The organism is Bradyrhizobium sp. Y36 (genome assembly GCF_002531575.1).
Taxonomy (GTDB): domain Bacteria; phylum Pseudomonadota; class Alphaproteobacteria; order Rhizobiales; family Xanthobacteraceae; genus Bradyrhizobium.
Genome location: NZ_NWTI01000019.1, coordinates 171,586 through 182,009, shown reverse-complemented (window position 1 = coordinate 182,009; position 10,424 = coordinate 171,586). Strand labels below are relative to the sequence as shown.

Here is a 10,424-nt window from a genome sequence, read left to right as displayed (position 1 = left end):
AGCCTCCATTTGGAAGCCTTGAATCACTCCGGCTCAGCGGCGACAAGGGGGTTTGAGTACAGAACCTAGCCGGGCGCCAGCGCCTGCCCCACCGCGTAGAGCGAGCATTCCTTCCAGGCAGCCACGCACTGGCGCAGCGCCTCGCTCTTCGCCTCCTCGATCGTCCGCTCGGTGGTCACCGATGAACAATGACCTTCGCGATTCCAGGCATAGGCTTTCACGTCGGTCCACGCTTTCACATAGGCGTCGAAATAGCCGGTGCACGCCGCGTTGAGCGGCGTCGGCGCCGGAATGGCCGCGGGCGGAGACAATTCGACGGCCACCGACGTCGGCAATCGCAACCGCTTCAAAAAACTCTCGACGGCGGGCCACCAGACCTCCGCAGGACCCATCGGCACAATGGCATGTCCGTCGACACCGAAGGGCGGCAAGACCTGCAATTGCGCGGGCGCCCCGGAGGCAACGAGCCGCTGACGACGCAGCGACTGCGTCCCGCAAGCGGCATCCCGCGCTGGTCCGGCCAACGTTGAATTGAGATTGCCCCCGAGGAACCGATCCGGTGGCCCGCTGTTATTCTCTCGACCGGCGTGCTCTCAGACCTACGGGCGCTCCGTCGCCACAGCGAGTGACTGAAGACTTCGCAGAGACCTGCCCCACGCTGAAGAATTGTTCGCCCTCTCGTCCGGAGGGGGACAAGTCGATACATGTCAGTTGGCGAGCGGGAGGCATCGCGTCCGGCACTCGTCGGGACCACGCTCGTTGATCAAATCGAGGTCGAAATGTTGAGAGATCAATCCCCCAATCGAGCCAAGCGTGAAGCGAACAAGGCGTTCAAGCCTGCGAATACGCAGAAGCCGATGAACGACTATGCGAAGGACCAGCACTCGCTCAACGAGAACCGCGAGCGGCTGAAAGCGGAGCGATTGGCCCGTGAGGCAAAGTCGAAAGACGTGTCCGAAAAAGATCTGCACGAATAGCAGGCTTCCCGTCGCCGGCTACGATCTCACTCCGGCCGGGTGAAGGCCGCCGAAATCGACGCCTGATCTCGGACGCCTGCCTGATCTCGACCTAGAGCATCGAGAGAACGACGACCCCGTCCTCGAGGTCCCCGGAAGCCAGCCGCGCCCGCGCAATACGCTCGAACTCGGTCCGGTATTTCTGAAGATAGCTGAAGGCCTGCTTCTGCGTCTGAAAGGTCGTAGCGAGACGGCAGAGCTGTCGGCCCGCGCCGAGCGCGAGAAAGAAGGTGATTGTGCCGCCGCCATCCGGTTTGATCCTAGGCACGATCCGCACTCTTTCGCATGTGAACGGCCCTCTTCAGATTGTCGTCGGCACTGTCGCGTCAGCTATCGCGGCGACTTCCTCTTGCGCTTCTTGGGAACAGGCGCCGGCGACGATGCGCGAAGGCTGGCATCGGCCGCTTCCCTGGCCTCACGCAGTTCGCGAAGCCGCGCCATGTTCTTGCGAATGTCGACAGCGTGCCTTTCGACGTCGGCGATCGCCCGCGCGCCCTCTTCGGCGGCCACCCGTTGGCGCTCGGACCGCGCGATGGATTCAAGCGAACGTTCGGCCGACTTCTTGGAGCTCATGTTCCGGCGCTCGTCCTTCGCCTGCCCGGCAACGTCGAAAACCCGCTCAATCCTTACGATCGAGCGGGTCGCATGGCCGTTTCAGTACATCCGTGAAACGGCACTACAGAACTCAGGCCAGCGAGAGATTCTCAGCGCTGACCTTGCCCCGCATCTTGTCGGTCTTGGCCTCGAAGTTGACCTTCTGGCCCTCGGCGAGACCCGCAAGACCAGCCCGCTCGACCGCGCTGACGTGAACGAACACGTCATTGCCGCCGTCGTCGGGTTGAATGAATCCAAAGCCCTTCTGGCCGTTAAACCACTTCACAGTACCTGTCGGCATTCTCTTCTCCAAAGCGCATGGTTGCGCATTCCGCGTGACGCTCACGCAGATCGATTCAATTCGTCGATGTCTCTGGAAAAGGAGCCCGCAGGCGCATTCAACAAGCACAGCGGCTGAACGAACAATCGGGAGCGTATACCCCGCCATCGACCTTAGCAAGGCTTTGGGTGGATTAAATCGCGGGGTCCCATTGGAACCTTTGCGGGTTTGAGCACTCGCCGCGAAGGCATCTGATGGGGACGGAGCCGTCTGCGCGAGCCGCGATCAGATGTCGGGAGGTCCACGTATCACCTCGACGAACGCGCCCACCATCACGTCGGATCGGCCTCATCGCAGGTGCTGCGCATGCCTGGGAGAACAAGCGTGATTTCGGCCCAGCCCTCATCCGCCGCGGCCGCCAAGCTGCTCGCGAAGAAACTGCACCACTGTCGCATTGAACTTGCGGTGAAAGGCCGCCCTGTCGAAGCCTGCGGGCACATCGGTGCAGATGCGCGGCACTGCTGCCGCGAGATCGGCCGAGCACGGCGCGAGAAAGGCAAAGTGACCGGCCGGCACGATTTGGATGTCAGGCTTGCCCGGCAGGTCGGCCGCGACGCGCGCGTTGCCCGCGCCGTCGCCGACGCCGGGCCCGCCGAATTGCGAGCGCCAGAACTGGAAAGGCACCTTGACGGCGGCGAGGTTCTCGCGCGTCAGGACTGTGGGCGCAGGATCGATGATGACGGCCGCGCGGATGCGCGCATCGTGCACCGGCTCAGGCGGCGTCTCGCCGTTGTGCAGCTGCGCGCAAACGCCGGTCGTTTCCTTGCAGAGGCTCGCAACCCTGGCGAAATCCGGCTTGCTCCCCATCAGCATGAGGCCGGTCGTTCCTCCGAGCGAGAAGCCGAAGAAGCCGATCCTGGCGGGATCGATCACCGCCCTGTCCTTCCAGCCGTTCAGCAGAAAATCCAGCAGGCGCACGATGTCCGCCGGGCGCGATCCCCAGACCGAGAGAGTGTCCCGCCGCGAGGAGTCGCTGAACGTATCGCCGGGATGATTGATGGCCGCGACGACGAAGCCGGCATCGGCCAAAGCTTCCGCAGTGTCGTGTTGCTGACCGAAAAACCCGCCCCGACCGTGCGAATAGATCACGAGCGGCAGCTTTGCGCCCGTGACGGGGCAGTCCTTCGCGCCCTTCAGGTCGAAATCGGCGCCGACCGATAAACTTCCCAGCGCCACCTGCGCGGGCTCCGCCGCGCACGGATACCAGATCGCGCCTGACAGCGCCGGATCGGACTGGAGCAGCTGAATGCCTGCGGCCTGCACAGGCGAGCCGAGACAGCAGAGGACGACGGCAAGAGCCCAAAGCCTGCAGCGCAACGAAAATCCCCCCGATTTCGGCAGGAGCTGATCGGGGAACGATAGCGGAATTGTGGCTGGTTGATCGGGCGCGCATCCTGAAGCAATCTGCCCGGCAACAATTCGGGAGGTCAGCATGTCACTGCTGGGCAGGGCAGCCGTCGCGATGTGGTGGAGCGTTCGCCCCGAGCAGCGCGCCGAATTCGGCGATTGGCATTCGCATGAGCATTTTCCGGAGCGGATGAGCATTCCCGGCTTCCGGCGCGGATCGCGCTGGACCAGCACGACGGACGCCGAAGGCTACTTCGTACTCTACGAGCTCGCGGAGCATGAGGTCCTCACATCCAAGGGATATCTCGACCGGCTCAATGCACCGACGCCGTGGTCGACGAAGATGATGCCGCATCATCTCGGCATGGTCCGCAGCCAGTGCCGGATCGTCGCCAGCTTCGGCGGGGGCGTTGCGACTTCGCTTGCCACCATCAGGCTGTCGCCGGACGCCGGGCGGGACGCAGCGTTGCAGGCGCGGCTCGCCGAAACGCTCGGCGCATTGGCGCAGCAGCCGGGACTGACAGGTGCTCACCTCCTCCTGACCGACACACCTCGCACCAGCGCGCCCACGACCGAACAGCAGATCCGCGGCAAGGACGGCGCCGCCGACTGGATCGTGCTGCTGTCGGGTTACGATGCCGATGTGGTCGAGGACGTGATTGCCGGCCGGCTCTCCCGGTCATCGCTTCACGCCGCCGGCGCTCGCGACGACATCAAGACGGGCCGCTATCGGCTCGGCTTCACGATGACGGCGCAGGATGTCGCAACCGTCTAGCGACCCGGCCGGACGCCTTCTCAAAAAAATCGAGGACGCCTGTCGGATCGGCGACGTCCCCGTCGTCCTCGTGACATGGTTGGGCCATAGACGCCGAAGTCGGGTCCATCACTCGGAAAAGGATCAAGAAACATGCCTGGCACTGTCCGCCTGCACCGCGTTCTCGCCACCAGCCCGCAAAAAGTCTATCGCGCCTTCCTCGAGGCCGATGCGATGGCGAAATGGCTGCCGCCGAACGGCTTCACCTGCACCGTGCATCATTTCGAGCCCAAGGTCGGCGGCACGTTCAAGATGTCGTTCCGGAACTTCACGACGGGCAATGGCCATTCGTTTGGCGGCGAATTTCTCGAGCTCGTGCCCGGCGAACGGCTCCGCTACACCGACAGGTTCGACGACCCCAATCTGCCCGGCGAGATTCAGGTGACGGTGATCCTGAAGAAGGTCTCGGTCGGCACCGAGATCGACATCACGCAGTCAGGCCTTCCCGACGTCATTCCCGTCGAAGCCTGCTATCTCGGCTGGCAGGAATCGCTGCGCAATCTGGCGAAGCTCGTCGAGCCCGAGATCAACCAGTAGCGAAGCCGTTGGTGTCGTTGGGTGGGCAAAGGCGCACTTGCGCCGTGCCCACGATCTCTCCGGCCGCGGAGACAGTCTGGATTGCTTCGCTACGCTCGCAACGAAGGAAAATGGTTAGGCCGTTTTCGAGCGAAGTGGGTACCGGTTCGCGTCAAGGAAGCGCGTCAAAACGAGAGTCTAGGGCCCCGGTCCGATTCCATCGGAACGGAAGAGGCGCTAGGCGCCCGCCTTCGGCGCGAGCCCGCCGTCTGCGGTCCAGCGGTCCGGATCCGGACTGTGTCCGATCAGCGCAAGCCCATAGGCGATCGACTCGAACTGGTCGCCCGACATCAGCCGTTCGTTGCCGAACCGGTCGGCGAACAGTTTTCTCACCGCTGGCACGAACGACGTGCCGCCGGTCAGGAACACCTTCTCCACCTCGCGCGCGGTGATGCCGGCCTCGGCCAGCACCTTGTCGACGGTCCCACCCAGCCGGGCGATGTCGTCGGCAATCCAGGCATCAAAGCTCTTCCGCGTGATGGTCGAGCCGATGTCGACGCCGCCGCCCTTGAAGCGGAAGTCGACCTCGTCCTGGCGCGACAGCGCGACCTTGGCGTCAGACACCGCGCGATAGAGCGAAAAGCCGAGGTCGAGGTCGACGATGGTGATGAAATCCTCGAGCAGCTTCGGCTTCAGCGCGGTCTTCGCGAGGTCGCGGAGCTCGCGCAGATCGCCGTTGCTCTTCATCATCGCAAGCTGGTGCCAGCGCGCGAGGTTGGTGTAATGGCCGCTCGGCACCGGCAGCACCTTGTCGAACGAGCGGAAGCTGGAGCCCTTGCCGAGCCGCGGCGAGACGACATGATCGACGATGCGATAGTCGAACGTGTCGCCGGCAATGCCGATGCCGGCGTGTCCGAGCGGCTCGGCGCGCAAGGCACCGCCTGCGCGCGAAAAGCGCATCACCGAGAAGTCGCTGGTGCCGCCGCCGAAATCGGCCACCAGCACGGTGGCATCGCGCTCCAGCCGCCGGGCAAAGGAGAACGCCGCGCCGACGGGCTCGTAGACATAGCGCGCATGGCCGGCCCCCAGGCGCTCGAACGCGGCGCGGTAGCGCTGCATCGCCAGCGCTTCGTCGGGATTGCCGCCGGCAAAGCGCACGGGCCGGCCGACCGTGATGTTGGAGGTCTCGAAGCCGAACTTCTCGCCCCCATGGCGGGCCAAGGTTCGCAGGAACGCCGCCAGGATGTCCTCGAACTTGAAGCGCTGCCGGAACACCTGGGTGGTCTGGAAGCTGCTGCTGGCCGCAAAAGTCTTGAACGACTGCAGGAAGCGGTAGACGTGGCGGCCCTCTAGGAACGTCTCGATCGCCCACGGGCCGCCCTCGGCCTGGGCGCCGGCGCCCGGCCGGTCCTCCCAGAAGCACAGGGCGGACACGTAGACGCTGTGGCGCTGTCCGCCGTGGTCGAAGCGGATGGCCTCGACCCGGCGGTCGTCGGCTGCAAGGGCGACGACCGTATTGCTGGTCCCAAAATCGATGCCGATCGAGACGGCGGGCGGGGCGCTCGACATGAACCACTCTGACAGATGATTGGAAGGGGGCAGACCACTAGCGGCTTTGATCTGGCCTGCCAAGACCTCGGCCATCGGCGCCATTTCAGGCTTTCCGCGCCCGACCGGGCCATTCCGGCCGGCTTGGGCCCTTTTTCCGGGGCTTATCTACACCCGGATCGGGCGCATTAACCCGGCATTATGCTGCAATGCGGCGCATCCTATGCTGCCATGCAAACAAATGCGTAGACGTTGGCATCTGGTATACATAAATTGCCCTTCGACACGAGACACCAGGACCGACCGTCTCGAGAAAAGGATTTCCAATGGCCAAGACCGCTTCCGTTGCTTTCGCTCCGTCCGCCTCGCTGTTCAGCCGCTTTCTGGCTGCGGTTGACCGTTTCCTGATGGCGAGCGCCGAGATCTCGAACCACAACGGCGACCTGCCCCGTTTCGGCCTGTAAGCCGGCTTTCCCGCGCCGCCCCACAGCTCGGCCGGGTTTCAGAGCAGCCCGTATACGACTTTTGATGAATGGCCCCGCACAGCGGGGCCATTTCTACTTGTGCTGTCCCTGAGTCACAGCCGCGGCCGGACCAAGCCTGCGGCATTTGCGCACGGTGGCCGGACCAGCGCTTGAAGCTTGGCATAATGCATACAAGAATGCCTCTCCAGCGCTCGCATAAAAATTAGAGGCGCCACGGGAGGCTTTATGACGGACATGGTGCAGGCAACCGCCCCTACAACAGCGCGCGTTAGCGACACGTATCGCTGGGCGCAACTGGCGATCGGTGTAGGCGCGATGGTGATGATCGCCAATTATCAATACGGCTGGACGTTCTTCGTCCCCGACATCCAGAAGAAATTCGGCTGGGATCGCGCGTCGATCCAATGGGCCTTCACGCTGTTCGTGCTGTTCGAGACCTGGCTCGTTCCGATCGAAGGATGGTTCGTCGACAAATACGGTCCGCGAATCGTCGTGCTGGTCGGCGGCGTGCTCTGCGCCGCCGGTTGGGCGATCAACGCCCAGGCCACCACGCTCAACGGCTATTACCTCGGCATGATCGTCGCGGGCATCGGCGCCGGCGGCGTCTACGGCACCTGCGTCGGCAACGCGCTGAAGTGGTTTCCGGACAAGCGCGGTCTCGCCGCGGGCATCACGGCCGCAGGCTTCGGTGCAGGCTCCGCGCTGACCGTCGCGCCGATCCAGGCCATGATCAAGGACTCCGGCTTCCAGACCACCTTCCTCTATTTCGGCCTTGGCCAGGGCATCATCATCTGCATCCTCGCCTTCTTCCTGCTGTCGCCGAAGGCCGGCCAGGTGCCGAACGTCGTCGCCAACGCCAACCTGCTGCAGACCCGCCGCAACTATCAGCCGACCGAAGTTCTGCGTCAGCCGATCTTCTGGCTGATGTACTTCATGTTCGTGATCGTCGGCGCCGGCGGATTGATGGTGACGGCCAACCTGAAGCCGATTGCGGCCGACTGGAAGGTCGACAACGTGCCGGTCACGCTGATGGCGGTGACGATGACGGCCGTGACCTTCGCGGCCACCATCGACCGCGTGCTCAACGGCCTGACGCGTCCGTTCTTCGGCTGGATCTCCGACATGATCGGCCGCGAGAACACGATGTTCATCGCCTTCGGCATGGAAGGCTTCGGCATCTGGATGCTCTACCTCTGGGGCCACGATCCGATCTGGTTCGTGCTGCTCTCGGGCTTCGTGTTCTTTGCCTGGGGTGAGATCTACTCGCTATTCCCCTCGACCTGCACCGACACGTTCGGCGCCAAGTTCGCGACCACCAATGCCGGCCTGCTCTACACCGCGAAGGGCACCGCCGCGCTGCTGGTGCCGATCGCCAACTACATGCAGCAGTCGTCGGGCACCTGGGACAGCGTGTTCATCATCGCAGCCGGCGCCAACATCCTGGCCTCGCTGCTGGCGATCGCGGTGCTCAAGCCCTGGCGCAAGGTGGTGGTCGCGAAATCGACGGTCGCCTGACGAACGCCACAGCGACGTCAAGACAAGGACGCCCGGCCTCACGGCCGGGCGTTTTCGTTTGGGCGAAGTCGCAGGCGCCACTCCTCCCGGAACTGGAACCGTTGATTTTGTGACAATCCGCCGCAGTTAGGGCTTGCTTTCTGGAATATGGTATACCAAGCTGCCCGCAGCGCTTGCGACGATAAGCCACAACATTTGCGACACTGGGTCATCTTGCAATCCCAGGTCGCAATCAATCAGGCGCGTTGGGAGGTTCTTGATGATTTCCAGCACGGATGGCGCCGTCACGGCCGCGCCTCTTCGCACCGGTTTCCGTTGGCTTCAGCTCGTCATGGGCATCGTCTGCATGGCGATGATCGCCAATCTGCAATACGGCTGGACGCTGTTCGTCGATCCGATCGATGCGGCCCATCATTGGGGACGTGCCGCGATCCAGCTCGCCTTCACCATCTTCGTCGTCACCGAGACCTGGCTGGTGCCGGTCGAGGCGTGGTTCGTCGACAAATACGGCCCCCGCATCGTCATCATGTTCGGCGGCGTGATGATCGCGCTGTCCTGGGTGCTCAACTCCTACGCCGACTCGCTCACGCTGCTCTACGCCGCCGCCGTCATCGGCGGCATGGGCGCGGGTGCAGTGTACGGCACCTGCGTCGGCAATGCGCTGAAATGGTTTCCCGATCGCCGCGGCCTCGCCGCCGGCGCGACCGCTGCGGGCTTCGGCGCGGGCGCTGCGCTCACCGTGGTGCCGATCGCGTCCATGATCGCATCGAGCGGCTATCAGCACGCCTTTCTCACCTTCGGCATCGGCCAGGGCGTGATCGTCTTCGTGCTCGCGTTCTTCATCCAGCCGCCGCGGCTCTCGATCCCGCCGAAGAAGAAGCAGCTCAATCTGCCGCAGACCAAGATCGACTTCACCCCGCCGCAGGTGCTGCGCACCCCTATTTTCTGGGTGATGTATCTCGTCTTCGTCATGGTCGCATCGGGCGGCCTGATGACCGCGGCGCAGATCGCCCCGATCGCGCACGACTTCAAGATCGCGAACACGCCGGTCACGCTCGCCGGCTTCCAGATGGCGGCACTTACCTTCGCGATCTCGCTCGACCGCATCTTCGACGGGTTTGGCCGCCCGTTCTTCGGCTTCGTCTCCGACACGATCGGCCGTGAGAACACCATGTTCATCGCCTTCGGCACGGCGGCGCTGATGCTGCTCACGCTGTCGGCCTATGGCCACATCCCCGTCGTCTTCGTGCTGGCGACCGCGGTTTACTTCGGCGTGTTCGGCGAGATCTACTCGCTGTTCCCCGCGACCTGCGGCGACACGTTCGGCTCGAAATTCGCAACCACCAACAACGGCATGCTCTACACGGCGAAGGGCACGGCATCCCTGCTCGTCCCGCTCGCCAGCGTGATCTCGGCCGCCTATGGCTGGAAGGCCGTGTTCGTGGTCGCGGTGGCCTTGAACGCGACGGCGGCGCTGATGGCGCTGTTCGTGATCAAGCCGCTGCGCCGCTCCTTCATTCTCGGCAAGGAAGCCGAGAGCGCCGAGGCCGCGACCGCCGGCGCCAAGACCGAGACGGCCTAACCGCCAAACGCATTCGCACGACGAGAGAGGGGCGCAGTGATGCGCCCCTTTCCTTTTGTCTCGACGACAAACGTCAGTATCGCTGTCGCAAGAATTTTCGGATCACCCAAATCCAGCGCTTGACGATTGGCATTATGTATACCACACTTCTCCCAACGTTCACCCAGGGAGGTTGCAATGCTGGTCGGAGACATTCTGCGCAAGAAGACGCCGCGCGTTGTCACGGTGCGAATGAACGAAACGGTGGGTATCGCCGCCAAGCTGATGCGCGCCAACAACATCAGCGCGCTGGTGGTCAAGGACGTGGTCCGCTCCGAGGGTAACACCGCGGTCGGCATGTTCACCGAGCGCGACGTGGTGCGCGCCGTCGCCGAGCACGGCGCGAATGCCGTCAACGTCAAGGTCTCGCAGCTCGTCTCGGTGCAGCAGCTGGTGTCCTGCTCCTCGAGCGACACGATCGAGCATGTCCGCCACCTGATGAACCGGCATCACATCCGCCATCTGCCTGTCATCGACGATTACAGCCTCGTCTCCGTCATCAGCATGCGCGACATCGCGGCTGCCATGGACGAGGCGATCAACGGCACGCCGCAAGCGGCCGCCTGAACCAGACGACCCTTCCCCTGCGACTACCGGCCCCGGCTCGGATCCTTCCGAGCCGGACCGG

The 10,424-nt window shown here is 63.8% G+C and carries 13 protein-coding genes; 7 read left to right on the top strand and 6 right to left on the bottom strand.

Annotated features, from left to right (window positions below; genetic code table 11):
• Positions 1-65 precede the first annotated feature (65 nt).
• A complete protein-coding gene (locus tag CO669_RS27185) occupies positions 66-398 on the bottom strand; it encodes a hypothetical protein (RefSeq protein WP_143278745.1) in 333 nt (110 codons plus the stop codon).
• 381 nt (positions 399-779) lie between these two features.
• Between CO669_RS27185 and CO669_RS27180 the strand changes: the two genes are divergently transcribed.
• Positions 780-977 carry a hypothetical protein gene (locus CO669_RS27180; protein WP_097663028.1) on the top strand — a complete coding sequence of 66 codons (198 nt, stop codon included), beginning with the start codon at positions 780-782 and terminating at the stop codon, positions 975-977.
• 91 nt (positions 978-1,068) lie between these two features.
• Here the strand turns inward: CO669_RS27180 and CO669_RS27175 are convergent, their stop codons facing one another.
• The 4 genes from CO669_RS27175 to CO669_RS27160 form a co-directional block, all read right to left on the bottom strand.
• The gene (locus tag CO669_RS27175; RefSeq protein WP_097663014.1) at positions 1,069-1,293 is read right to left on the bottom strand and encodes a hypothetical protein; all 225 of its coding nucleotides are present in this window, start codon (positions 1,291-1,293) and stop codon (positions 1,069-1,071) included.
• 53 nt (positions 1,294-1,346) lie between these two features.
• On the bottom strand, positions 1,347-1,589 hold the full coding sequence (locus tag CO669_RS27170) for a transcriptional regulator (RefSeq protein ID WP_097663013.1): 243 nt from the start codon (positions 1,587-1,589) through the stop codon (positions 1,347-1,349).
• A 112-nt stretch (positions 1,590-1,701) separates the two neighbouring features.
• Positions 1,702-1,911: a cold-shock protein gene (locus tag CO669_RS27165; RefSeq protein ID WP_097663012.1), complete on the bottom strand. Its 210-nt coding sequence runs from the start codon at positions 1,909-1,911 to the stop codon at positions 1,702-1,704.
• A gap of 381 nt (positions 1,912-2,292) precedes the next feature.
• The gene (locus CO669_RS27160) at positions 2,293-3,267 is read right to left on the bottom strand and encodes an alpha/beta hydrolase family protein (protein ID WP_097663011.1); all 975 of its coding nucleotides are present in this window, start codon (positions 3,265-3,267) and stop codon (positions 2,293-2,295) included.
• Positions 3,268-3,382: 115 nt separating this feature from the next.
• On the opposite strand from CO669_RS27160, the gene CO669_RS27155 reads away from it, so the two are divergent.
• Complete coding sequence (locus tag CO669_RS27155) at positions 3,383-4,072, top strand: hypothetical protein (RefSeq protein WP_097663010.1); 690 nt, start codon at positions 3,383-3,385, stop codon at positions 4,070-4,072.
• 132 nt (positions 4,073-4,204) lie between these two features.
• Complete coding sequence (locus CO669_RS27150) at positions 4,205-4,648, top strand: SRPBCC family protein (protein WP_097663009.1); 444 nt, start codon at positions 4,205-4,207, stop codon at positions 4,646-4,648.
• 216 nt (positions 4,649-4,864) lie between these two features.
• Here the strand turns inward: CO669_RS27150 and CO669_RS27140 are convergent, their stop codons facing one another.
• On the bottom strand, positions 4,865-6,196 hold the full coding sequence (locus CO669_RS27140; protein ID WP_097663008.1) for an Hsp70 family protein: 1,332 nt from the start codon (positions 6,194-6,196) through the stop codon (positions 4,865-4,867).
• A 305-nt stretch (positions 6,197-6,501) separates the two neighbouring features.
• On the opposite strand from CO669_RS27140, the gene CO669_RS36170 reads away from it, so the two are divergent.
• The 4 genes from CO669_RS36170 (at position 6,502) to CO669_RS27125 (ending at position 10,363) form a co-directional block, all read left to right on the top strand.
• The gene (locus tag CO669_RS36170) at positions 6,502-6,639 is read left to right on the top strand and encodes a hypothetical protein (RefSeq protein ID WP_174718928.1); all 138 of its coding nucleotides are present in this window, start codon (positions 6,502-6,504) and stop codon (positions 6,637-6,639) included.
• Positions 6,640-6,885: 246 nt separating this feature from the next.
• A complete protein-coding gene (oxlT, locus tag CO669_RS27135; RefSeq protein WP_097663007.1) occupies positions 6,886-8,175 on the top strand; it encodes an oxalate/formate MFS antiporter in 1,290 nt (429 codons plus the stop codon).
• 259 nt (positions 8,176-8,434) lie between these two features.
• A complete protein-coding gene (gene oxlT / locus CO669_RS27130) occupies positions 8,435-9,757 on the top strand; it encodes an oxalate/formate MFS antiporter (protein ID WP_097663006.1) in 1,323 nt (440 codons plus the stop codon).
• Between the two features lie 177 nt (positions 9,758-9,934).
• A complete protein-coding gene (locus CO669_RS27125; protein WP_097663005.1) occupies positions 9,935-10,363 on the top strand; it encodes a CBS domain-containing protein in 429 nt (142 codons plus the stop codon).
• The last annotated feature ends 61 nt before the right edge of the window (positions 10,364-10,424 follow it).

Excerpts from the sequence above, each read along its gene's own strand:
- CO669_RS27180 (WP_097663028.1), top strand. The coding sequence starts at position 780 with ATGTTGAGAGATCAATCCCCCAATCGAGCCAAGCGTGAAGCGAACAAG.
- CO669_RS27170 (WP_097663013.1), bottom strand. The coding sequence starts at position 1,589 with ATGAGCTCCAAGAAGTCGGCCGAACGTTCGCTTGAATCCATCGCGCGG.
- CO669_RS27165 (WP_097663012.1), bottom strand. The coding sequence starts at position 1,911 with ATGCCGACAGGTACTGTGAAGTGGTTTAACGGCCAGAAGGGCTTTGGA.
- CO669_RS27155 (WP_097663010.1), top strand. The coding sequence starts at position 3,383 with ATGTCACTGCTGGGCAGGGCAGCCGTCGCGATGTGGTGGAGCGTTCGC.
- CO669_RS27150 (WP_097663009.1), top strand. The coding sequence starts at position 4,205 with ATGCCTGGCACTGTCCGCCTGCACCGCGTTCTCGCCACCAGCCCGCAA.
- CO669_RS27140 (WP_097663008.1), bottom strand. The coding sequence starts at position 6,196 with ATGTCGAGCGCCCCGCCCGCCGTCTCGATCGGCATCGATTTTGGGACC.
- CO669_RS36170 (WP_174718928.1), top strand. The coding sequence starts at position 6,502 with ATGGCCAAGACCGCTTCCGTTGCTTTCGCTCCGTCCGCCTCGCTGTTC.
- oxlT (WP_097663007.1), top strand. The coding sequence starts at position 6,886 with ATGACGGACATGGTGCAGGCAACCGCCCCTACAACAGCGCGCGTTAGC.
- oxlT (WP_097663006.1), top strand. The coding sequence starts at position 8,435 with ATGATTTCCAGCACGGATGGCGCCGTCACGGCCGCGCCTCTTCGCACC.
- CO669_RS27125 (WP_097663005.1), top strand. The coding sequence starts at position 9,935 with ATGCTGGTCGGAGACATTCTGCGCAAGAAGACGCCGCGCGTTGTCACG.